Source organism: Sphingomonas sp. CFBP 13706, assembly GCF_014842355.1.
In the GTDB taxonomy this organism is placed as follows: Bacteria; Pseudomonadota; Alphaproteobacteria; order Sphingomonadales; family Sphingomonadaceae; genus Sphingomonas; species Sphingomonas aerolata.
This window is the reverse complement of sequence record NZ_JACYVM010000001.1, coordinates 19,250-42,960: the sequence shown is the minus strand read 5'-3', so window position 1 is coordinate 42,960 and position 23,711 is coordinate 19,250. Positions and strand designations below refer to the sequence as shown.

Here is a 23,711-nt window from a genome sequence, read left to right as displayed (position 1 = left end):
CATGGAAGACACGACGGAAACCCAGTGGGACGAAGACGGCCGGCTCGAGGTGCTGACGTTCGATTTGCAAGCCGAGAAGTTCGCGGTCGAGGCAGTCCTAGTCCGGGAGATCCTCGACCTGCTGCCCGAAACGGTCGTGCCGGGTGCGGACCGGCTGGTCGCGAGCGTCGCGAACTTCCGCGGCAAGATCATCCCGATCGCCGACCTGCGCCTGGCGTTCGGCCTGCCCTCGGCGGAATCGACCATGGACAGCCGGATCGTGGTGGTCGAGCTCGACGTCGACGGTGTCCCGACCCAGATCGGAATCCGCACCGACAAGGTGCACGAGGTGGCGACCCTGCACCGCGACGCCAGCGAGACCCCGCCCACGGTCGGCCTGCGCTGGCGTCGCGATTTCATCCGCGAGCTGGTGCGTACGCCGCAGGGCGTCATCGTCCTCGCCAATATCGCGCGGATCTTCGACCCGCTGCTCGGTGGCCGCGCCACCCCCGCCGTGCTCGCGCCGGCACTCCTCTGACGCTGGAAGGACCGACATGTACGGGTCAATCGAACGATGCTCGGCGACGGCCACTGATCGGTCCCGCAGGTCCCGGCCAGGTGGTGCGGCACGCCCCCACTCCGCAGCCTGTGCTGGGTGCGCAGCATGAGCGTCGCCGGAGAGCTGCAGGCCGTGACCTTCGGGCTGGGTGCCGAAACCTTTGCGGTGCCCGTCACGCTGGTCCGCGAGATTCTCGACTGGAGCGAGACCTTCCACATTCCGAACGGCCCCGATTATCTGCTGGGGCTGACCGATCTGCGCGGCGAGGGCGTGACGACGATCGACCTGCGACGCCGCCTCGGCCTGCCGCCGGTCGCGCCGACGCCGAGCACGCGGATCCTCGTGATCGATGTCCCCGTCGACGGGCGCAACCTGGTCCTAGGGCTCGTCGTCGACCGGGTGCTGGAGGTCAGCACCTTCGATCGCGGCCAGATCGGCGCGGCGCCCGATATCGGCGTCCGCTGGCCGTCGCGCTATATTGCGGGGGTGGTCAAGCGAACCGAGGGGTTCGTCGTGCTGGTCGATGTCGCGCAGATCTTCTCCAGCGCCGAGGTCAACGCGCTGCACGCCAGCGCCGCATGACGGGGTCGCGTCGCGATCCCTGACACCCAATCCTCATGGTGCCGCCTCGAACGGTCCCTCGTCATTTCTGGAGCTGGCTCCCGTGTCCTTCATCTCCCCGATCGTCAAATCTACGCCGAGCGCCTCGGACCAGATCGGCCCGCGCGAGTTCGCGCAGCTCGCCGACTATATCTTCGACTATGCCGGGATCCGGATGCCGGCGAGCAAGCGGACGATGCTCGAAGGGCGGTTGCGGCGTCGGCAACGCGCGCTGGGATTCGATACGCTCGAGGCCTATTGTCGCCATGTCCTGACGGACAATAATCTCGATCAGGAAGGCATCCACCTGATCAATGCGGTGACGACCAACAAGACGGACTTCTTCCGCGAACCGGTCCATTTCGACTTTCTGCGCGACGTCGCCCTCCCCGGCCTGGAAGCGACCTATCTGCGGACGATCCGTGCCTGGAGCGTCGCCTGCTCGACGGGGCCCGAGCCCTACACCATCGCGATGCTGCTCGACCAGTTTGCCGCCACGCGCCGCGGGATCGCCTACAGCATATTGGCGACCGATCTGGACACCGAGGTGCTCGAGATCGCCCGGCGCGGCATCTATCCCGCCGATCTCGTCGAGCCCGTTCCGGCCGCGCTGCGGCGCAGATATCTGATGGAATCGCGTGATCCGGCGCGTCGCGAAGTCCGCGTGAAACCCGAGTTGCGCCGGGCGATCGCGTTCGCCCGGCTGAACCTGATGGACGAGGTCTATCCGGTCGGCGAGCCGATGCACCTGATCTTCTGCCGCAACGTCCTCATCTATTTCGACAAGCAGACCCAGCATGAGGTCGTCACGAAGCTCGTCAGCAGGCTCGCGCCGGGTGGCTACCTGTTTCTGGGGCATTCGGAATCAATCACGGGGCACGACCTGCCGCTCGTGCCCGTCGCACACACCGTTTTCCAGCGGAGCTGATCCATGGCCATCTCCGGAAAAATCCGTGTGCTCATCGTCGACGATTCCGCGGTCGCGCGCCATGCCCTTGCGGCGATCCTCGAGGAGGATCCAGAGATCACCGTCATGGGCACCGCCGCCGACCCGTTCAGCGCGGCCCGCCGCATCCAGGACGAAGTGCCCGACGTGATGATGCTCGACGTCGAGATGCCGCGCATGGACGGCATCACGTTCCTGAAGAAGCTGATGGCACAATGCCCGCTTCCCGTGGTGATGTGCTCGTCGGTCACGGAAAAGGGCTCCGACGCGATGCTGCAGGCATTGGAAGCGGGCGCGGTCGACGTCATCGTGAAGCCCCGTGCTGGTCTCGCCGAGCATCTCGCCGATCACAATCTCCAGATTCGCGACGTGATCAAGGCGGCGGCGCGCGTGCGGGTCTCGCTGCGGTCGTCCAATGGCAGCCGGCCGGGTCGGCTCGAGCAGAAGCTCACCGCGGACGCCGTCCTGCCGCCCCCGAGCGGTCGCGTGATGAACCGCGCGACCGAGCGCGTGGTGTGCCTCGGCGCATCGACCGGGGGAACCGAAGCCTTGCGCGAAGTCCTCATGGCGCTGCCCGCAACGACGCCCGGTGTCGTCGTGGTCCAGCACATGCCGGAAAACTTCACGCGCGCTTTTGCCAACCGGCTGAACACGCTGTGCGTCGTTACCGTCAAGGAAGCCGAAGACGGCGATCCCGTCCTGCCCGGCACGGTCCTGATCGCACCCGGCGGCAAACACATGATGATCGAGCGACGCGGGACGCGCTATTTCGTCGCGGTCCGCGACGGGCCGCTGGTCTCGCGCCACCGGCCATCGGTCCATGTCCTGTTCCGCTCGGCGGCGACCGCTGCGGGGACGAACGCGATCGGCGTCATCATGACCGGCATGGGCGACGATGGCGCCCGCGGGATGCTCGAGATGAAACAGGCGGGCGGCCGCACCTTCGCGCAGGACGAGGCGACGTCGATCGTCTTCGGCATGCCCAAGGAAGCGATCGCGCTGGGCGGCGTCGATCGGGTCGTCCCGTTGCATCACATCGCCCGCGACGTCTTGCACGCAACGGCACAATAGGGGCTAGGACGATGACACGGGTCGAACACAAGGCTGTCGAGTCCGATCGGGACGGCGACGAAATGCCGGCCTGGAGCGTGCTGGCAACCGAGCTCGAGAGCGTGGCGAGCGGGCTCGACCAGCGCTTCGTCGATGCCGGGCGCTCGCTGGAACGCGCCTATGACACGGTCGGAAACCTGATCGGCAGCCTCGAAAGCGTCACCAATGCGCTCGATCGGGACGCCGCCGACCGCGCGGTTGCGACGATGCAGGCCAATGCCGACCAGCTCGCCAGCCTGCCCGCGCGACAGAAGACGCGGCAGCATTCGCTCGACATTCTTCAGCAGGCGAGCGGAACGGTACAGACGGAGATCGGGCGGGTCGACCGCACACTCGATCTGCTGAAGATCTGCGGGCAGTATCTGAAAGTCGCGGCCGCCGGCGCGCACGGTTTCGCCGAGTTCGCCGACGCGATGGTCGCCGAACTGGACGTCAGCGAACGCGAGATCCACGAGATCAGCAAGGAGGTCGGGCAGCTCGCATCGACGGTTCCCTGTGTCGTCGAGGTAAACCGCGTGCTGGCGTCCGAATGCGCGCGCCTGTGCCCGCATGTTCCCGACAAGCTCGCCGCAGACGCGATCGGACTCCAGCAGAACCAGATCGAGGCTGCGCGGCGTGCCGAGACGATCGCGACGATTGCCCGGGACATTCGCAGCAAGCTGTCTGCGGCGCACGGCGCGTTGCAGATCGGCGACATCACCCGGCAGCGGCTCGAACATGTCGCTCAGGCCTGCAGCCTGCTCGGTACGGCAGTCGACGAGCTCAATCGCGCGGGCGATCCGGCTGCCGCCAGCGCGCTCGAAGGCCAGGTGATGGCGATGCTCGCGGCCCAGGTCGCTGACGCGGCTGCGGATCTCCAGAAGGAATCGCGTCTGTTGGGCGGCAATTTCCGCGCGATCGCAACGCAGGTCGCGACGATGGTGGCACCGCATGAATCGAGCGGCGTCGAGCGGACGAGCGATGGCGCGTTCCTGCAGCTGCTTGAGCAGAGCGTCGCCGATGTCGATGCGGTCACCGCGCAGTTGCGCGACGCCGACATGCGGTCGACGCAATTGGGATCGGAAGCCTCCTCCACCGTCAGACGCCTGGGCGAACGGCTGACGACGATCCACCGGGTCACGAGCGGCGTGCGGATCATGGCGTGGAATTCCGATCTGCGCTCGTTCCGCATGGGCCGCGAGGGCGACGGGCTGGCCCGTATCGCGACCGAGATCCGCTGTGCCGTCAACACCCTGGAGGCTGTCTCGGCGTCGATCGCCAGCGCCTTCGAACAGTTGAGCGACGCCGCCGACGCGATCGGGTCGCCCCCCGATGGCGACGAAGCGACGGCAGGGTCGCTGCCCGAGGCGCTCGCGGTCATTCGCGCGGGGGCGTTGCTCACGCGTCAGGGCATGTCCGGCCTCGACCGTGATGCGGGTGCGATCCACGACATCGTCGCGGCGATGACCAGCACGCTGGACTGTGAAACCGCGTTTGCCGAGCCGCTGGCGCGCATCAACGCGAAACTCGATGCACTGGCAATGCCGCTGGTCGAAGCGAGCCAGAGCATCTCGGCCACCGGCGAGCAGCTTTTTCACGCGATCAACGCACTCTACACGATGGCACGCGAACGCCAGGTGCACGCCCGCTTTTCGCCATCCCAGGACCAGCCCGAAGCCGAGGTCGCTGCGATGTCAGAGGAAGACGACGACTGCGACGGTCTGTTCTGAGGTCGCGGCGAGTCCTCGACTGGTTCGATCAGCCGAGACGATCGGCCTGAGTCCTGATCCACGCCGCGGTCTCGTCGGGCCGCGTCACCGGAATCATGTGGCCGCCATCGATCAGCGTCAGCGCGGCGTGCGGCACCATGTCGGCGAAGCGGGCGCCGTGTACCTCGGGATCGAGAATCTGGTCGTCGCGGCCGTAGAGGATCGCGATCGGGAGCCAGAGGCCGTGATAGCGCGCGACCATATCGGGCAGGTCGTCATTGGCAGCGACGAGATCGGCAGAGGCTGCCTCGAAATTTGCCGGCCGCGACACCAGCGCCCCGCCGCCGCGCGTCGCGAAATCGGCGGGTACGGGCTCGGGCGCGAACGCCGCCACCGCGCCCTTCTCGCCCGCCAGGATCGCGGCGGGGGTTGCGATCGTCCAGGCCACCGCCTTGCGCGCGGCGGGGGAGACGATCGCGAGAGCCGCGAACGCGCTCGGCGCGCTGTCCTGCGGCTGGGTGAGCGGCGCAATCAGCGCCAAGCCACCGACCGCTTCCGGGTGATCGATCGCCAGCGCGAGCGCCACCGCGCCGCCAAGCGAATGGCCGACAACCAGTGGCTTCTCGAGTTCCAGCGCCGCGATGAAGCGCGCGATCTGGGCGGCTTGCGCGCGGATATTCGCGGTCTCGCCGGGCGCCGAATAGCCGGAGCCGGGCCGGTCGATCAGGATCACGCGGTAGTCGGTCGCGAGGCGGTCGAGCAGCGCATAGCTGAAGTTGCGCATCTGCCCGGCAAGGCCATGGATCATCACGATCGTCGGTCCGGTGCCGCGGTCGAGATAGTGCATCCGGCGGCCATCGACGTCGATGAAGGCGCCGTCGGCGGGTATCATCCGCTCGGTCCGCCGCTGGCTCAGCTTCGCGAACAGCGCAAGACCGCCGACTGCTGCGATCGCCGCCGCGGCCGTCACCGCGCCGATCGAAACGGCAGAGCGCGGTGATTCGACCGGCGCCGGAGTGGTGGCACCGCGCGCCTTGTCGAACCGCATCGTTCCGTCCTCCAGTTTGCCGAATTTCAGCGCGGCGAGATCCAGCGCATAGTTCTGATGCACCTTCCACGGCGCCTTGGACCCCTGATGTGGCAGGATGGCGTTGGCGCGCTGGACATATCCCGAGGTGAAGCCGAGCATCGGCTCGGGTGTCACCGACGGATCGTCGTGCGTGGGCGTGCACATATCATAGCCGTTCGCGTCCATGTGCCGCAGCAGGCGACAGGCGTAGCGGGCCGACAGATCGCATTTCAGCGTCCAAGATGCATTGGTATAGCCGAAGGCGAGCGCCAGGTTGGGCACGTCGCTCACCATCATGCCCTTGTAGATCAGCCGGTCGGCGGGGTTCACGACCTGCCCGTCGACGAGGAGCTCGACACCGCCCAGCAGGCGCAGGACGAGGCCCGTGGCGGTGACGACGATGTCGGCGCGCAGTTCGCGGCCGGATCGCAGCGCGATGCCGGTCGGTGTGAAGCGGGCGACGTGATCGGTCACGATCTCCGCCTTGCCGCCGCGCATCGCCTCGAACAGGTCGGCATCGGGGACGAGGCAGATGCGCTGGTCCCACGGATCGTAGCGCGGTTCGAAATCGCGCTCGACCTCGTAATTCTCGGGCAACTGCGCACGGACGCCCTTCAGGATCAGCGCCTTCATGTGATCGGGACGTTTGCGCGCATAGGCGTAGGTGGCGATGCCGAGTCCGACGCTCTTCCATTTGGTCGCGCTGTCGGCGAGCGTCCTGGGCAGCACGCGGTGCGTCCACCGCGCAAAGCCGTCCTGAGACGGGCGAGAGACGATATAGGTCGGCGAGCGCTGCAGCATCGTGACGTGCGCGGCCTTTTCGGCGAGCGACGGCACCAGCGTCACCGCGGTCGCACCGCTGCCGATCACCACCACGCGCTTGCCGGTCCAGTCGAGGTCGGCGGGCCAGTGCTGCGGATGGACGAGCTGCCCTGCGAAGTCCTCGACCCCCTCGAAAGGGGGCGTGAAGCCGGCGGCATAATCATAATAGCCGCTGCCCATGTACAGGAACCGGCAGATGATCCGCTCCGACGCGGTACCGCCCCGCTCGATCTCGACCGTCCAGCGCGCATCGGCGGACGACCAAGCGGCGCGAACGACGCGGCGGCCGAAGCGGATATGCGCATCGATCCCAAATTCGCGCGCGGTGTCGGCGATATAGTCGCGGATCGCGTCGCCGCCGGCGATCGCCTGGTCGCTCGGCCAGGGGCGGAAGGGGAAGCCCAGCGTGTACATGTCCGAATCCGAACGGATGCCGGGGTAGCGGAACAGGTCCCAGGTGCCGCCGATCGCATCGCGCGCCTCGAGGATCGCGTAGCTTTTGCCCGGGCATTCGGTCTGAAAGCGATAGCCCGCGTCGATCCCCGACAGACCCGCACCGACGATCACGATGTCGAGCTCTTCCGCGGTGCCCGAGCCGGAGGGGATGGACGCAGTCTCAATTGCCATGCCGGAGTGCTCCGATAGAAGGATGCGACAGCAATCGCCGTTATCTGGAAACAGGAGTTATCACTTGAAATCAGGGGCGGCAAGCCAGGACGGACGGCGCTATGGCGGTGCATCGGCGAGCGAGCGCCGCGTCGAGCGGCGCAGCCGGCTGATCCGCGCCGCGATCGCGCTCTATGGTGAGCAGGGCTATCGTCACACGACGGTGACCGCGGTCTGCCGCGCGGCCGGGCTGACCCCGCGCTATTTCTACGAAGCCTTCGCCAATAGCGAAGCGCTGCTTCTCGCGACGTTCGGGGAGGTCACGCAGTTCGTGACGCAGCGGGTCGCCGCGGCCGCCGATGCGGCGGGAGGGACGCCGGAGGATCGGCTGATCGCGCTCCTGACCGCCTATTACGACCTGCTGCGCGACGAGCCGGCCAGCGCGCGCGTCTTCCTGTCGGAATTGTCCGGCATCGACCCGCACGTCGACGAGCTGTTCGAACGCTCGATGGCCAGCTTCGCCGACCTGATCGCCGGCACGCTGGTGCCGGCCCATGTCCCCGGCTCGATCGAGCCGCTGTGCCGTGCCGGCGCCATGCACGGGCTGCTCGCGGTGGCGCGCGACTGGGTAGCGCGGGGGTGCGACGAACCCGTGGCGCTGGTCGTGCGCACGGTCGAGCCACTCTGCCGGATGCTGGTCAACCGCGCGGGTGATGATTAGCGGCGCGATGTCACGTGAACGCCCGATCTGAGGAGGCCCCCCTGCCCTTTGCCACCGCCCACATCAGCCACCTGATCATCCGCGGCGGTCGTGACGACGACGTCATCGCTGCAACACGCTCGATAAGCGCGGTTTCCGAACGCTTAGCGCTTCGCTACACACCGCGGCACGGCGGACGGAGATACCCAGTGGACGATGAATTTGCCGAAGCCGTGGCCGGCGCGCTGGCTGCACAGGGCTTCGTGCTGGAAAACCTGTATGCCTTGCTGTTCGCCAGCGACGCTGATCCGGTCAGGGCCTGTCAGGCTACGGCGCATCGCATGCTGGAGGATTTCGGCAGCCTGCAGGCAACCGGGGTACAGGTCATGACCGACGACGAGGTCAACCGGATCAAGCGACACGCGCTCGATCGGCTCGAGCGGTTCTGGAGCGGCGTGGAACGCCGCCTCGCCAATTTGCCGCAATCCTAGCGCTGGGGTCTCGCTCCACCGACGACGCAGGAGGTGATGCGCGTTGGACACGCGTCCCTTGCTATTACAGGGACTTTTCGGCGCGGATGGCTGATGTCGGAGATTGGACACATGGTGGTTTTTCGTCTGCTTATTACCTTTGCCCTCTGCTTCATTGCGGGTGTCGCGCGCGCCGAGTGCCGTCCTGGCAGCATCGACGCCCTGCCTGAACGCGCGATGCTTCACCTTCCTGCCGCGGGCATGACCGGGCCCGTACCGCTCGTGATCCTGCTCCACGGCAGCACCGGCACGGGGGCGGAGATGCTGCGCGACAGCCACCTCGCCGAGACGGCGGATCGCCACGGCTTCGTCGTCGCGGCGCCCGATGGCGGTATCGCCGCGGATCGTGGCTTTGTCTGGAACATCCCCGGCGTCCCGACCGTCACGGGCAGCATGCCGGCACGCGATGCACGCGACGATGTCCATTATCTGACGGGTCTGATCGACCGGCTCGTCGCAACAGGCTGCGTCGACGGCACGCGGGTATACGCGACCGGCTTGTCGGGTGGTGGACGGATGACGTCCTGGCTCGGCTGCGTCGCCGCACGACGTTTCGCCGCGATCGCGCCGGTGGTCGGACTGCGTGCCGGACGCCCCCTCGCATCCGATGTGTCACGCGCCGATCCCGCGACGTGTCGCTCGACAGCGCCGCTGCCCCTCCTCGCCTTCGCCGGCGATGCCGACACCACCAACCCAATCACCGGCGGCGGCGCGCCCTATTGGCAATATTCACAGGCCACCGCGCTGCAACGCTGGGCCGTGCGGAACGGCTGCTCGGATCCCTATGCCAGCAACCTCGGCGCGACGGTTTACGAACAGGGCTATGCCCGCTGTCAGCACGGCACGAGCGTCGCGGCGCGTGTGACACGCGGCGGGCAGCATAGCTGGTCGGTCGTCGACAATGAGGCAATGTGGGCGTTCTTCTCCCGCCACCGGCGCTAATCCAAAGGTCGGCAGCTACCAGGTCGTCTCGGCAATTCCCGGTTTGGTTGCCAGTTCAAATACTTCGCCGCTCCAACCCTATCCAATGGTTGATTGGCAGTTTAGTTTGCCAGTTGTTTTGTATTTAATTACCTACCGCTTATTACTACCAAGCTGACGCGATGCATTGTCCTCGGTATGAAATCAGGATATGTTGGCGCCATAAGATAATGGGGGGATGAAATGCGGGGGCTTTTGCTTGGCATGATCGCATCAATTCTCGCATCGGCAACCGGAGCCCAGGGGCAACAATTTCCTTCGGCGCAGGGAGTCGGGGCGAACGACAGCGGTACGGGGGAATTCAACCGTCAGCAAAATTTCCGGGATTTCGCAGTCAGCGTTACCGACACCAATCGATTGACGATGCGGCCGGTCCCGGCCGGACCCAAGGACATCATGCAGGGGCTGGAAGTTCATGACGCAAAGGGACTCGTCGTCGGCAAGATCGAGACCGTCGGTAAAGGCTTTGCGGTCGTGTCGAGCGCAATCGGCAGCGTCGAGGTGGACTTTCCGTCCTTTGCAAAAAACAAGAACGGGCTCTTGATCAATATGCCCAAGAGCAAGCTCGACGTCATGATGGCGCACGGTCATCCGGCCCCATGACGTGCCGTTGGGCCTAAACGCCAATAGCGGGGCGTCTGTAGCCGCCGGTCTCGGGTCGCACAGAGCCATGTCTTCCGCCGCTACGGGACGCCGCACCATGCCGCCCGCGCCTGACGGGCCCCCCTTTGAATGCGATCGGTTCGTCCGGCGGAGCCACGGGGTCGCGGCAGGGTCAGATGATCATGCTTCAGTTGCCGGAACCCTGATCGCCGTTGGGTGCGATGCCGGGAAGAATATCACCTGCGGGCATCGGGTCGGGTGGGCGACCCTACCAGCGAGGCAAGCGTCAACAGCCCGGGGTTCCAGCTACAAAGAAGCACTATCCGCAACGGGGAGAGGCGAATGTTCTGGCTGGTGATGCTCGTGCTGGGGGGACAGGGCACGCTGACGCCCGTGATCGTCCGCAACGCGAGTGAGATGCTCACGTCCGACGATTACGTCTCGCGCGCAGTCGGTACGGGCAAGAGCGGCTACACGGTGGTCGAGATCCTGATCGATCCGACTGGAAAACCTCAGACGTGCGGCCTTGTCTCGACCAGCGGATCCAAGGATCTGGACCTGAAGGCGTGTGCAGCCGGGGTGCTGCGGGGTAAATATGCGCCCGCTACGGACGAGACCGGGTCGCCCATGTACGGTGTCTACCGGATGCGGGTTCGGTGGCACATGGAGCTCTTCTTCGATGCTTCTACCCCTACACCCAAGGTGCCGGCAGACATCGTGCTGGAAGTCGCGAAGCTGCCGGCGGGGCAGAGGTCCGTTGCTGTCACCCTGGCCTATCTGGTCGGGGAAGACGGCGCGATCCGACGCTGTTCGGTTATAACGTCGAGCGGCTCTGCGCCATTCGATACCGGCGCCTGTTCTTCGATGATAAAGCATTATCGATACGCACCGGCCAAGGACAAGGCCGACAAGGCGTGGCCAGTCATTCGCATGCAGCGGATTGAGTTCACCTCGACTAAACTGGGTTAACCTGACCCGATAGGCGCACGTGATCAATGTTCGTTACCATTGACACCGCTTTGCCATTCTTCCGGTTTCGCCCGCATGACACCGCCGCCCCGACGCTCCGGTATACCACCAGTAATCGCGTACCATCGTGATACAAGTTCGACGTTAACCATTCATCTAAGTTGTTCGAAAGACCGACGGTCTTCGCTAGTTGACGCTCGAGCTTGATGACGAGCGGCCTGGCCCTCGCATGAAGCCCGTGACCGAAGCGGGGACAAAGAATGGCGAACGCAACTCCGGTGACCGTTGATGGCACTCTGAACGACTGGACCGCCGGCGACCGGATCGACCGTGGCCTCGGTGCGGGCTACGCGATCTATGCCCGCAGCGACGGCGCGGATTTTGCCTTTGCGATGACCGCGCCGACCGCGATCGGCGCAAACACCACCGCGTGGCTCAACACCGATCGCAACGCCGCCACCGGCTATCAGGTGTTCGGGTTCGCAGGCGGTGCCGAATTCAACGTCAATTTCGCCGCCGACGGCACGGTCTCGCTGTACAGCGGCGCGGCGGGGCAGACGCTGATCGCCAGCGGCCTGCAGGCGGCGTGGTCGGCGGATCGCACCACCGTCGAATTCAAGGTCCCAAAGGCGGCGATCGGCAATCCGAACGCGATCGACACGATATACGACGTCAACGACACCGCATTCCTGCCCGGCAGCTATTCGAACCCCGCGTTCACCGTGTTCAACGACACCGACGTGGTTGCCGATCCCTCGCACCGCATCGCGATCGTCTGGTCCGATACGACCGCCAACGCCTATTTCAGCAAGACCGCTTATTCGCAGCTGTTCATGGCGGCGCAGAGCCAGGCGATGCAGGCGGGCGTGCCGTTCGACATCCTGACCGAAGGCGATCTTACCAACCTGGCGACGCTCGCGAAATACGACACGATCGTCTTCCCGTCGTTCCGCAACGTCGAGGCGGGCAAGGCCGACCAGATCGCGCAGACGCTGGAACAGGCGACCACGCAATTCGGCATCGGCCTGGTCGCGGCGGGCGAGTTCATGACCAACGGCGCGGACAATGCCGCGCTGGCCGGTGACTCCTATTCGCGGATGAAGCTGTTGTTCGACGCGACGCGCGTGACCGGCGGCTTTCCGGCCGACGTGACGGTCAAGGCGAGCGATACGTCACAGCTGGTGCTCGACGGCTATGCCGACGGGCAGGTCATCCGCCAATATACCGGCATCGGCTGGAATGCGTTCACCAGCGTCAGCGGAACCGGCACGACGATCGCGACCGAGACGGTCAACGGCCAGACCTATGCGGCGGCGATCGCGACGCAGACCGGCGGGCGCAACGTGCTGTTCTCGAGCGAAGCGGTGATGGCCGACGACAATCTGCTCCAGAAGGCGATCGATTATTCGGTCCATGGCAACGGCCTGTCGGTCGGGTTGCAGATGACGCGGCAGAGCGGCCTGTTCGCGTCGCGCGTCGATATGGATCAGAGCCAGGAGCGCGAAGAGGTCAATCCGGCGGGTACCGCGCCCGGCATCTACGACAAGCTGCTGCCGATCCTCACCGAATGGAAGACCGACTATAATTTCGTCGGCAGCTATTACGTCAATGTCGGCAACGATGCCGCGAACGGTCAGTCGACCGACTGGGCGGTCTCGCTACCCGTTTACAAGGCACTGCTCGATGCCGGCAACGAGGTCGGCTCGCACAGCTACACGCATCCCGAGAACACCAATCTGCTGACCGATGCGCAGATCGCGTTCGAGTTCGGCCAGTCGCGTGCCGAGCTGGAAAAGCAGCTGAGCGCGTATCTTGGCAAGACCGTGACGGTCGGCGGTGCCGCGGTACCGGGCGCGCCTGAGCAGATCGCGACGAGCCAGGAAATCCTGAAATACGTGACCTATCTCAGCGGCGGTTATTCGGGCGTCGGTGCGGGTTATCCCAACGCGGTCGGGTACATGACCCCGCAGAACGCCGCGGACGACAAGGTGTATATTGCACCGAACACGTCGTTCGACTTCTCGCTGATCGAGTTCCAGAAGAAGACCGTTGCCGAAGCCAGCGCCATCTGGGCCAAGGAGTTCGCCGCGCTGACCGCCGGTGGCGATGCGCCGGTCGTGGTGTGGCCGTGGCATGATTACGGCCCGACCATGTGGGCGAGCGACGGCGCGACCAGCCCGTACACCAAGCAGATGTTCACCACGTTCATCGCGCAGGCCGCCGCGGCGGGGGTGGAGTTCGTGACGCTTGCCGATCTGGCAGGCCGGGTCAGCGCGTTCCAGAATGCGACGATCACCTCGACCGTCGTCGGCAACACGATCACCGCGACGGTCGGCGCGACGACGGGCAGCTTCTCGCTCGACGTCGACGGCCAGAGCAGCGGCCAAGTGATCAAGGGTGTCGCGGGCTGGTACGCCTATGACGCGGACACCGTGTTCCTGCCCAAGGCGGGCGGGACCTATGCGATCACGATGGGCGCGGTGGCGGACGACGTGACTCACATCACCGCGCTGCCGATGCGCGCGACGCTGACGACACTGAGCGGCGACGGACGCGACCTGGCGTTCACGGTCGAGGGCGAGGGCAAAGTCACCGTCGATCTGAAGGCGCCCGGCACCGACTGGACGACGGTGAGCGGCGGGACGATCGCCAGCCAGATCGGCGAGATCCTGACCATCGACCTCGGCGCGATCGGCGTTCACGATGTGAAGATCGGTCATCAGGCCAATGTCGATCCGGTGCTGACGTCGTTCGCGGGCGGCACGACGGGATCGCTGTCGATCGCTGAGAACGGCACGGCACTGACGACGATCACCGCGACCGACGCCAACATCGTCTGGGGCGATTCGATCAAATATTCGATCGGTGCGGGCGGCGACGGCGCGAATTTCTCGATCGACGCGACGACGGGTGTGCTCAAGTTCGTCACCGCGCCCGATTTCGAGGCGCCCACCGATGCCAACCGCGACAATATATACGGCGTGACGGTGGTCGCGACCGACGCACGCGGCGCGATCGACACGCAGACGCTGACGATCGGCGTGACGGACGTGGTCGGCATCACGAAGACCGGGACGATATTTTCTGAGACGATCAACGGCACCAGCGAGCAGGATGTGCTCGACGGCAGCTGGGGTAATGACGTGCTCAACGGGCTCGGCGGCAACGACCGGCTCATTGGTGGGCTCGGCAACGACACGCTCAACGGCGGCGCGGGCAACGACACGCTGATCGGCGGCAATGGCAGGGATATCCTGAGCGGCGGCGACGGCAACGACATCCTGATCGGTGGCGACGACTTGGACATGATGACCGGCGGTGCCGGCGCGGACATCTTCCGGTTCGAGGCCAGGGGCGACAGCCTCGCATCGGCGTCGCGCGACGTGATTACCGACTTCACGGTCGGGCAGGACAAGATCGACCTGTCAATGATCGACGCCAACACGTCGCTGTTTGCACGCGGCGATCAGGCGTTCAGCTTCATCGGCACGAGCGCGCGTTTCACCGCGCCGGGGCAGCTGCGCTACAGCTACCAGATGATCGGCGGGAAGGAATTCACCGTCGTCGAGGGCAATATCGACAGCGGTGCGGGCGCCGATTTCTCGATCGCGTTGGCCGGTCAACACGTGCTGACCGCGAACGATTTCTTCATGTAAGCTGCGCCATAGGCCGGCGAAGTTATGGCGGGCATAGGCTTCCAGTTAGCGAAAACCGCGCGCGAGGGCGGTGTCGGCGGGATCGTCGGCGCCGCCGCATTCGGTGCGGTGATCAGCGCGGGACCGTGGTTGATCACCGCGGTCGCGATGGCGTTGCTCACCCATTGGTTGGGCACGCATCTCGGCGCACGCGGCGCGCGGACCGTCCAGACGATCCTCGTCTATGCGTTCAGCCTGTCCGCGCTCGCTGCGGCGCCGGTCGGCATTCTCGCGACACGGATGGCCGCAGATCGGATCTTCGCGCGGGACGCAGGCGGCGTATCGGGCATCATGCTGGTCGCGCTCGCGGCCGGCGGCGGGATCGCGCTGGCGATCGGGGCGATCGTGTTCGGAACCCTTGCCGGACTTCCAATTGGCGAGGCCGCGCTTGCGACGCTGATCCTTGCCTGGCTGACGCAGGTCTGGATCGCCGCGCCCCTGCTTACCGCGCTGCGCCGGTACCGAGCGATACCCCTCGCCTATCTGCTCGGCATCGGCGTCGCGATGCTGCTCTTGGCGCTCCTGCCAAGGCCCGACGTCTCCACCGTTCTCGCGGTCATTGCCGGGGGCGTCGGCTTGACGCTCGCCGCGATCATGGCGGTGATCCGCCGACATTTCTCCGCATCGCCCGTCCTGCCGACGCGGGACGCGATGGCGCCACGCCTCGCACTTATCGTTGCCGCGGCGGGCATTGCCGGAGTCGCGGCGATCTGGGTCGACAAATGGCTCCTGTGGACGGGGCCGCAGAGCATTCGCGCGATCGGACTGCTCCGCCTGAACCCGATCAACGATCAGGGCAGTTTTCTGGGGCTGCTGACGATGGTGCCGGGCCTGACGCTGTTGCTGATCGTCGCCGAGACGCGGTTCGATCGCGCATTCGGCGACATGATCGTCCGGTGTACCGGCACCTCGACGCTGCAGCGTATCGAGGAGGCGCGCAGCGACCTCGCGCGGACAATGTTCGACGGGCTGCGGATCATGCTGCTGGTACAGGCGCTCGTCGCGGCGCTCGCCTGGGTGTTCGCGGTGCCGCTGTTCGAGCTGATCGGCGCGGACGCACGCGCGGTCTTCGCGTTTCGCCAGACCGCGCTCGGCACCGTCTTTCACCTCGTGGTGATCGCGGCCACGGTCGTGCTGGCCTATTATGACCTGTTCGGGCGGATCCTCGTGACCTGGACCGCTTTCGCGATTGGCAGCGGACTTGCGACACTTCTCCAATGGGACACGGGGTTCGCCGCGTTCGGCTGGGGCTATATGGCCGGCGCCGTCGTCGGGGCGTCAGTCGGCCTCGCGCTGGTCGCTGAAGCCACGGTCAACCTCACCTATCTGCTGTTCGTCGGCAACAATCCCTCCGTCGTGGGGCATGGAGGACGTCTGTTGTGACGGGATTTACGGATATGCGCCGCCGCGGGGTAGTCCAGAGGCTGCTCGCGCTCGGCGCGGCCGGCTGGGCATTGGGCGGCCGCCACCAGTCGGACGCTGCGCCCGGACCGTCCGCGAACGCTGCGGTGCGCTGGGGCGTCGATTACGGTGCCGCGACTGATCCCGTGCTGGCACGCGGCTGCGCGCTGCTGGTCCTCGAGCCGCATCATGCGCGGCCGATCGCGCCGCTTCGCGGTCCGGGCAGCACGCTGCTCGGCTATGTCAGCTTCGGGGAAGTCGAACGCAACCGACCCTATTTCGCCGGGCTGGACAAGGCCGGCGCGCTCAAGGCCGCCAACCCCAACTGGCCCGACGCGCGGCTCGCCGACCTGCGTCATCCGGCGTGGCGGGCAGCGGTGGTCGACCGGCTCGTCCCCGCGATCCTCGCGCTCGGCTATGACGGAATCTTCATCGATACGATGGATAATGCCGAGGCGATGGAACAGCAGGATCCGGTGGCCAACAAGGGCATGGTAGCGGCAGGCGTATCGCTGATCGCCGCCGTGCGCGCCCGCTTCCCCAAGATCCGCATCATGCTCAACCGCGGCTATGCGCTGCTGCCCGATGTCGCGCCGAAGATCGACTATCTGCTCGGCGAGGCGATGGCGTCGCGGTGGAATTTTGCGGCCAAAGACTATGAGTTGCTGAGCGATTCGGACTGGGCCTGGCAAGCGGGTCGCCTGCGCACCGCACAGGCGCGGAACCCGGCGCTGGCGCTGATGACGCTGGATTACTGGGATCCGGCGGATACGAAACAGGTCGCGGCGCTGTATGCGCGAGAGCGTGCGGCGGGGTTCAGCCCCTATGTCGCGACCCTGGCGCTCGACCAGCTCATGCCGGAGCCGGCGGGGTGAGGATCGACCGCGACCGCGCACGGCTTGCGCTCCTGCTGCCCGCGCTGACCGGGATCGGTCTGCTCGCGGGCGGGTTGATGCTGTTGCCGAAGGAGCGTGAAATCCTCCCCGCCGTTCGTCGGGCGCAGCCGGTGCCGTTTTCGACTGCGCGCAGTTCGATGCCCGCGCCAGCATCACCGGTGCTGCCGCCTGCGCATCCGTCGATCACGGCGCAGATCGCGACCGCGGACGCAGCGACGCTCGCCGCGCTCACGACGCGGCTGATCGCAGAGGGCCAGCCGGTGTCCACGCTGCAGGTCGCCTATGATCTGGTCGCTGCGAAGCGACCGGCGGTTGCGCTCGATTATCTGGCGGCCCGGCCCGATGGTGCGACCGCAGCAACGTGGCGCCTCCGCATCGATCTTCTTCACCGGACCGGACGCGCCGCGAACGCTGCCGCGCTGGTCGCGCGGGCGGTGGAGAAGCGAGGCGCCCTGCCCGCTGCGGATATCGTCGCGGCGGCCTATGCGATCGATCGGCCCGACTTGGTGATCGTGGCGGCGGCGAACCACGTCATCCCGCCGCCCGATACCGCGCTGGCGCTGGATCTCGCGCGGCGTGCCGACACGGCCGGGCGGCGCGATCTGATCGCGTTGCTCGACACCACGACGACCGCGAACTGGCGCGCCGCAGACCCTTGGCTCGCCATCCGGGTGGCGGCGCGTTCAAGGGATACCGCGGCAGGCTTGCGGGCGGCCGGCTACCTCGCCGTCGAGCAACGCCAGGCGGCGCGCGAGGCCATCCTGACCGAAGCGGGCGACCGTGCCGGTCTGCGGACCGAGTTGCTCGCACATGCGGCCGCGCCCGGTGTGCCGCTCGAGCAGATTGCGGAGCGGCTGGTAGCGGCCGGGTATCGCGGGGATGCGACGGCGGTGCTGCGGCGTGCCGCGGCCGGGCTGGCACCGCCAGCGCCGGCCGCACAGCGCCTGCTCTATCTGATGGGTCCGCGTCCCGGATCCGACGATCTCGCCTGGCTGAAACAGCAGAGCCTGCAAGGCAGCGCGACCCGGCAGCGCAGCTGGCTAGCCTGCTATGCCGAACGCGATCAACCGGGCGCTGCGCTGGTGTTCCTGTCCCGGCATCCGCTCGCGGACGAGACCGATGTGATGCTGATGCGGCTGTCGCTGGCGCGCACGACTGGCAATGACGCCGCCGGTCGAACGGTGCTGACCGCGTTGCTCGACGGCCGCGCGCTATCCCCCGATCAGGTCCGCGCCGTGTCCGCTGCGGCGCCCGCGCGGATTGATCCGGCACAGGCGGCGACGATCACGAAACGCCGTGTCGCGGCCGGGATTGCTGCGCCGCGCGATCAGCTCGATCTCGCCTGGGCAGCGTGGAACGCGGGCGATGCGAAGGCTGCGGGACAATGGCTCGACGCGCATCTTGCGACCACCCCGACCGATCTGCCCGCGCTGCGCTTGATGGCCGACGTGCAGGCGCGGATCAATGGCGTGCGGGGGTCACGCCCCTGGCTCGAACGCGCGCTCGCCCAGACGCCTGCCGACAGCAGGGCGCGCGCGGAAGTGCTCGAGAAGCTCGGTCGGCGGGACGAGGCGATAAGATTGGTCGAGACGCTGCGATCCGAAACGCCGCAGGACCGATCGCTTGCCGCGCTGCATGCCCGGCTGCTGATCACTGAAGGCAAGCCGGGCCTTGCGCGGGCGGTGTTGGTGCAATGATCAGCCTGTTTCTCTGCCTCGCGGATGCGCCGGTGCTGGTCGTCCCCCGGACCGTCTTTGCGGATGGCCGGATCGTCACGCCCGAGTCCCGGCTCGCCTGGCCCGACGACGCCCTCGTCCGGATCGAGGATCATGACGGAGAACTGGTCGCGCGGTTCGATCGACCGATCGCGCCCGCACGGCTCGCCGCGTTCCGTGAGGCGGCGGGCGACGCGATCGGCGATCTGCGCTGGAACGACGACAGCCTGGTCCTTCGTCCTGCGGCGGGCTGGACGATGCGCTGGCGGCAGACGGGCCCGGTCGTCGCGCTCGCCTTCTCACCGCCCGCGGACGGCGCGCTGCTCGAAGCCGCCGACGACAGCGCGTCCGACGCCGCACTGGCCGCAATCGAGGCGGACGTGGCCGCCGGCTATCCGGGATCGGCCCTGCGCGCGGCGACCAGGCTCGCACATCGCTATCCGACCGACCGACGCGCCGCCCGCCTGCTCGCCGACACGCGTCTCGCCCAAGGCGACGTCCGCGGCGCCGCCCGCGAGTACCGCGCGCTCGCGGCGGACGACCTGACCGCACGGCGTACGATCGTTGCCGCGGCGGGGACCGCCAGCATCGGCGTCACCGCGCGCGACGGCAGCGACCTCGCACAGACCGAATTCGCTGCGCGGATCGACGCAGCGGTCGGCGACACGCTCGATGTGGGGAGCGGCGTTCGACAGCTCGTCAGCAGCGTCGCCACCGCCGCGCCAACCCTGCGATCCGGTGACACCGTCGTCGACGCCTCGCTGGCCGCGGCGTTCGACGGCGCGGTCCGCATCCAGCTCTTTGCCTCCGCCGCGCTCGACGACGCGGTGACGGGTGGCGGTGCCAGAATCACGGCAGGGGCCGCCGACGCGCAGTTCCGCGCGACCTTGAGCCGCCACATGCCGGATTATTCGACCCCGGCGCAGGTGCTTGCGGGAGGATATCTCTCGCGCGCGCTGATCGGCGTCACCTACCGCCTGACGCCGGGCGTGGTCGCGCAAGGAGATATCGGCGCCTACCGGTACGGCCTCGCAACCGGTAGCGGTGCAAGCGACACCATCGTCGCGAGCGCCGGCGTGGATTATCTCATTCGCCGCCAGTTCCCGGCGCTCGGGCTGACCTACCGCTTCGACGCGGAATATGTTCAGCGCATGCAGATCGGCGCAGACCGCCTTGCCGTCATCCCGCTGGCAACCCGCGAGAACCACACCATCCAGGGCCTTGCCAGCGGCGCGGTCGGCGCGGTGCAGATGACCGCGCTCGCGGGCTGGACCGTCGATCGGTTCGGCGGCGATGGCCCCACCGCCAGCCTGGGTCTCGCCGCCCCGATCGCGGTCGCGTGGCGGGTCGAGGGCAGCGGCGGCATCACGTCGATCGCGCGACAGGGGTTTGCGGGCCGCCAGTTTTATGCGCGCGCGCTGCTGACACGCAGCCTCGGGGATACGCAGTGACGCACGACGACTCTGCGCCAAAATGGCAAACCCGGTGGCGACGCCCCGTGCGCATCGCGCTGGAGATCACCCTCACCTTCGCCGTGCTGGCTGCGTTCGACTGGTGGCTGACGGGCGAAACTGGCTTTACGCGCGTCCAGCCCAACCCCTATTGGCTGCCGGTGCTGGTGATGGCGCTCGCCTATGGCACCGGCCCCGGCGTCCTCGCCGCGGCCATCGCGTCGGGGCTATGGCTCGCGCATGTCCACGACGACACGGGCGCGCGCGACTATCTCGACCATCTGTTCCATCTGTCGCTCCAGCCATTAATGTGGTTCGTCGCTGCCGGAGTCATCGGCGAAGTGACGATCATGCGGACCGCGCGGCACGATCGGCTGGAAAAGCGCGGCGGGGTCGCGGCGCGGAATCTGGCACGGCTGACCGAGGCGTTTGCGGCGCTGTCGCGGACCAACCGGCTGTTGCAGGTGCAGATCGCGACCGAGGCGCATACCGTCGGCCATGCGATCGAGACGGCCGCGCGACTCTGTTCGCAGGACCTGGCCGAACGACGTGGCGCGATCGGCGAATTGATCGCACTTGCCGCGCGGACCCCCGACTTCACCTGTTACCGCATGACCGGTGACAAGGCGCGCGCATGGATCCGCGGACCGGTTACCGCGGGACGGCGCGACACCCTGCCAGCGACGTTGATGGAGCGGATGGCACGGTCGCAGGGGATGCTGCACGTCGCGAGGCGCACCGATAGGATCGTGCTCGATGGTATCGGCGTCGCCGCGATCGCCCTGCCCGATCCGAAGACCGGCAAGCTTGTCGGGTGCCTGGTCCTCCACGCGCTGCCGTTCGAGACGCTGAACGCCAGCCGTACCGCCGAACTGACCGAGATCGCCGCCTGGCTGACGCCGCTGCTCGCCGATACGCTGCACGCGACCCAGCGGCCGGTCAGGGCCGCCGGGCTGGTCGCGTGATCCGCCGCCTCACTGCGCTCGCGCTGCTGGAGATGGTCGTCCTGACGGCGTGCTGGCTTTCCGAACTTGCGGCCGGCTGGGCGCTCGCAGTCCATGCCGTGGCTAGCGGAATTGGGCTCACTTTGTGGCTCCGCAGCGGTGCGGTGGCTGGTTTTGCGGCGGCGATGCTCAGTGTGATGGGCCCGCTTGGCCTGCTTGTTGCCCTGCCCCTTGCTCGCTTCGTCAGACCCGCCGCCTACCGGAGCGACGACGAGATGTTCGGCCCTGTTGCCGGGCGTTCCGCACAGCGTGGCGCGCGTCTCGCGGTGGCCCGCATGCTCGACGGGCGGGTTCATCATGCCACCCCCGATACGCTGAGCTCGCTCGTCACGATCATGCGTCACGGCGCGGTCGCCGAGCGGCGCCGGGCACTGGAGACCGTGGTGCGGTCCTTCGAGCCCGCGCTGTCGCCGCTCATCGCGCTGGCGCTGACCGACAGCGACCAGACGATCCGCGCGCTTGCGGCGGCCGCGTCGGCGCGCGTCGCGGAAAATCTGGTGCTCGCCCGTGCGCGGCTCTCGGCTCGTCTTGCGGACGACGCCGATCCCGATGCCGCGACGAACCTGGCACGGCTGCTCGGGGATCACGCGCGTTCGGACGTGCTGCTGTCCGATTCACAGCGCCTCCACCTGCGCGAGGACGCGGTTGCGACAATGGCCGCTGCGGTATCTGACGGGGCGGACGACCGGCATGCGGACACGCGCGATGCGTTGATGATCGAGGCGTTCTGGGCTGCTGGCGATTATGACGCAATCGACCGGATGGCGACCGCGATCCAGCCGTCGGTGGACCGGACCGATGCTCCGATCGGCGTGAACGACCGCGGCGCATCGACGCTGGCAAACTGGTGGCTGACGGGCGCGGTGGCATGATCCCGCTGTCCGCCCTGACCGAAACGTCCCGGCACGCGCCGCTCGACGTGCCGGACGCCGACATCTGCCTGATCGTCGAGGGCGCCTATCCCTATGTGATCGGCGGCGTATCCGGCTGGCTGCAGGATCTGATCACGCATCTGCCCGACGTCCGGTTCGTGATCGCCGCGATCAAGCCGGGTGCGGGGCTGCTCGCGTTCCAGCTCGCCCCGCCGCCCAACGTCGTCGCGGTGGTCGAAATCGGCCTGGCGCCCGCGCCGGCGATGCCGCGCGCGATCCCGGATCGGATCGCGGTGCCGATCGCCGACGCGCTGGTCGCGTTCGTCGCGACCGGTGGCGCGGAGCGGCTGGCGACGCTGATCGACGTGATCGGCGGGATCGCGCGACCGCTTGCCCCCGGTGACATCCTGTCGCACCCGGCCGTCTTCGCACGGCTCAGGCGCCATTATCAGGCGATGCTGCCCAAGGCCTCGTTCCACCATTATTTCTGGGCGATGCGCGTGCTGCTCGGCGGGTTGCTCGCGGTGCTGACCGCGCCCCTGCCGCGCGCCAAGGCCTATCACACGATCTCGACCGGCTTCGCAGGCCTGCTCGCCGCCCGCGCCGCGCGCGAGACCGGGCGCCCGGCGTTCATCACCGAACACGGCATCTATCTGCTCGAACGCCAGATCGAGGTGATGATGGCGGACTGGATCGGCGATCAGGTCGACACCGGGCTCGAGCTCGAACGCAGCGTGCGCGATCTGCGCGACCTCTGGGTCCGTGCCTTCACCAGCTATGCGACCGCCTGCTATGACAGCTGCGATCCGATCGTTGCGCTGTACGGCGAGAATACGGCGGTCCAGCGCCGGCTGGGTGCCGCTGCCGACCGGGTCCGCGTCATTCCCAACGGGATCGATTCGAAGCGGTTCGCAGCGCTCCCGGACCAGCGCGATCCGGCACACCCGCTGGTCGCGCTGCTCGGCCGCGTGGTCCCGATCAAGGACGTGAAGACGTTCATCCGCGCCGCCGCGATCGCGCACGCCGAACGCTCCGACATCCGCTTCGTCGTGCTCGGCCCCGAGGATGAGGACCCGGAATATGCTGCCGAATGCTCGCGGCTGGTCGAGGATCTGGATCTGTCGCCGGTCTTCCGCTTCGCCGGGCGCGTGCGGATCGAGGACTGGATGGCGAAGATCGATCTGCTCGTGCTCACCAGCCTGTCCGAAGCGCAGCCGCTGGTGATCCTGGAAGGCGGCGCCTGCGGGATCCCGGTCGTCGCGCCCGACGTCGGCAGCTGCCGCGAGATGATCGAAGGACGCGGCGGGGCGGACTCAGGCCATGGCGGTATCATCACCCCGCTGGTCAATCCGGCAGCGACCGCGGCGGGGATCCTCGCGATCGCGGGCGATCCGGCGATGCGATCGGCAATGGGCGAAACCATGCGCGAACGCGTCCGCCGCGACTATGATCACGACACGATCATCGGGGCCTATGCGGAACTCTACGCAACCCTGATCCAGCGATAGCCTACGC

Annotated in this window: 19 protein-coding genes; 18 read left to right on the top strand and 1 reads right to left on the bottom strand. The window is 67.2% G+C overall.

All coding sequences use genetic code 11. The features are described from left to right. The first annotated feature begins 1 nt into the window (after position 1). The 5 genes from IFS44_RS00180 to IFS44_RS00160 all read left to right on the top strand — a co-directional run bounded on the left by IFS44_RS00180 (position 2) and on the right by IFS44_RS00160 (position 4,903). On the top strand, positions 2-517 hold the full coding sequence (locus tag IFS44_RS00180) for a chemotaxis protein CheW (protein ID WP_156363420.1): 516 nt from the start codon (positions 2-4) through the stop codon (positions 515-517). 126 nt (positions 518-643) lie between these two features. After that, positions 644-1,120, top strand: coding sequence for a chemotaxis protein CheW (locus IFS44_RS00175; RefSeq protein ID WP_031439691.1), 477 nt, complete (start codon positions 644-646; stop codon positions 1,118-1,120). A 91-nt stretch (positions 1,121-1,211) separates the two neighbouring features. Then, entirely contained in the window at positions 1,212-2,066 is an 855-nt protein-coding gene (locus IFS44_RS00170) for a CheR family methyltransferase (protein WP_446740835.1), read from the top strand. A 3-nt stretch (positions 2,067-2,069) separates the two neighbouring features. Next, positions 2,070-3,155: a protein-glutamate methylesterase/protein-glutamine glutaminase gene (locus IFS44_RS00165; RefSeq protein ID WP_192097039.1), complete on the top strand. Its 1,086-nt coding sequence runs from the start codon at positions 2,070-2,072 to the stop codon at positions 3,153-3,155. 11 nt (positions 3,156-3,166) lie between these two features. Beyond that, positions 3,167-4,903 carry a hypothetical protein gene (locus tag IFS44_RS00160; protein WP_192097038.1) on the top strand — a complete coding sequence of 579 codons (1,737 nt, stop codon included), beginning with the start codon at positions 3,167-3,169 and terminating at the stop codon, positions 4,901-4,903. 28 nt (positions 4,904-4,931) lie between these two features. Here the strand turns inward: IFS44_RS00160 and IFS44_RS22725 are convergent, their stop codons facing one another. Continuing rightward, positions 4,932-7,400: an alpha/beta fold hydrolase gene (locus IFS44_RS22725; protein WP_192097037.1), complete on the bottom strand. Its 2,469-nt coding sequence runs from the start codon at positions 7,398-7,400 to the stop codon at positions 4,932-4,934. Between the two features lie 64 nt (positions 7,401-7,464). Here IFS44_RS22725 and IFS44_RS00150 point away from each other — a divergent pair, with 64 nt between their 5' ends. From IFS44_RS00150 to pelF, 13 genes are all read left to right on the top strand, one after another. Then, the gene (locus IFS44_RS00150; RefSeq protein WP_192097036.1) at positions 7,465-8,100 is read left to right on the top strand and encodes a TetR/AcrR family transcriptional regulator; all 636 of its coding nucleotides are present in this window, start codon (positions 7,465-7,467) and stop codon (positions 8,098-8,100) included. 188 nt (positions 8,101-8,288) lie between these two features. Beyond that, positions 8,289-8,570 carry a hypothetical protein gene (locus tag IFS44_RS00145; protein WP_192097035.1) on the top strand — a complete coding sequence of 94 codons (282 nt, stop codon included), beginning with the start codon at positions 8,289-8,291 and terminating at the stop codon, positions 8,568-8,570. A 111-nt stretch (positions 8,571-8,681) separates the two neighbouring features. Continuing rightward, positions 8,682-9,551, top strand: a complete 870-nt coding sequence (locus IFS44_RS00140; RefSeq protein ID WP_192097034.1) for an alpha/beta hydrolase family esterase — start codon at positions 8,682-8,684, stop codon at positions 9,549-9,551. A 222-nt stretch (positions 9,552-9,773) separates the two neighbouring features. Then, positions 9,774-10,193, top strand: coding sequence for a hypothetical protein (locus tag IFS44_RS00135; RefSeq protein ID WP_192097033.1), 420 nt, complete (start codon positions 9,774-9,776; stop codon positions 10,191-10,193). Between the two features lie 342 nt (positions 10,194-10,535). Beyond that, complete coding sequence (locus IFS44_RS00130) at positions 10,536-11,162, top strand: energy transducer TonB (RefSeq protein WP_056408565.1); 627 nt, start codon at positions 10,536-10,538, stop codon at positions 11,160-11,162. 260 nt (positions 11,163-11,422) lie between these two features. Next, positions 11,423-14,818 carry a M10 family metallopeptidase C-terminal domain-containing protein gene (locus IFS44_RS00125; protein ID WP_192097032.1) on the top strand — a complete coding sequence of 1,132 codons (3,396 nt, stop codon included), beginning with the start codon at positions 11,423-11,425 and terminating at the stop codon, positions 14,816-14,818. 24 nt (positions 14,819-14,842) lie between these two features. Then, positions 14,843-16,240, top strand: a complete 1,398-nt coding sequence (gene pelG / locus IFS44_RS00120; protein WP_192097031.1) for an exopolysaccharide Pel transporter PelG — start codon at positions 14,843-14,845, stop codon at positions 16,238-16,240. Next, on the top strand, positions 16,237-17,133 hold the full coding sequence (locus IFS44_RS00115; RefSeq protein WP_342366292.1) for an endo alpha-1,4 polygalactosaminidase: 897 nt from the start codon (positions 16,237-16,239) through the stop codon (positions 17,131-17,133). Before pelG ends, IFS44_RS00115 begins: the two co-directional genes overlap by 4 nt. Further along, positions 17,130-18,851 (top strand): tetratricopeptide repeat protein, encoded by a 1,722-nt coding sequence (locus tag IFS44_RS00110; RefSeq protein ID WP_192097030.1) that lies wholly within the window; start codon positions 17,130-17,132, stop codon positions 18,849-18,851. Before IFS44_RS00115 ends, IFS44_RS00110 begins: the two co-directional genes overlap by 4 nt. Further along, complete coding sequence (locus IFS44_RS00105) at positions 18,848-20,320, top strand: hypothetical protein (RefSeq protein ID WP_192097029.1); 1,473 nt, start codon at positions 18,848-18,850, stop codon at positions 20,318-20,320. Before IFS44_RS00110 ends, IFS44_RS00105 begins: the two co-directional genes overlap by 4 nt. A gap of 47 nt (positions 20,321-20,367) precedes the next feature. After that, the gene (locus tag IFS44_RS00100) at positions 20,368-21,285 is read left to right on the top strand and encodes a hypothetical protein (RefSeq protein ID WP_192097028.1); all 918 of its coding nucleotides are present in this window, start codon (positions 20,368-20,370) and stop codon (positions 21,283-21,285) included. Beyond that, positions 21,282-22,196, top strand: a complete 915-nt coding sequence (locus IFS44_RS00095; RefSeq protein ID WP_192097027.1) for a hypothetical protein — start codon at positions 21,282-21,284, stop codon at positions 22,194-22,196. The genes IFS44_RS00100 and IFS44_RS00095 overlap by 4 nt, the downstream gene beginning before the upstream one ends. Next, the gene (pelF, locus tag IFS44_RS00090; protein ID WP_342366291.1) at positions 22,172-23,704 is read left to right on the top strand and encodes a GT4 family glycosyltransferase PelF; all 1,533 of its coding nucleotides are present in this window, start codon (positions 22,172-22,174) and stop codon (positions 23,702-23,704) included. The genes IFS44_RS00095 and pelF overlap by 25 nt, the downstream gene beginning before the upstream one ends. Positions 23,705-23,711: the final 7 nt, after the last annotated feature.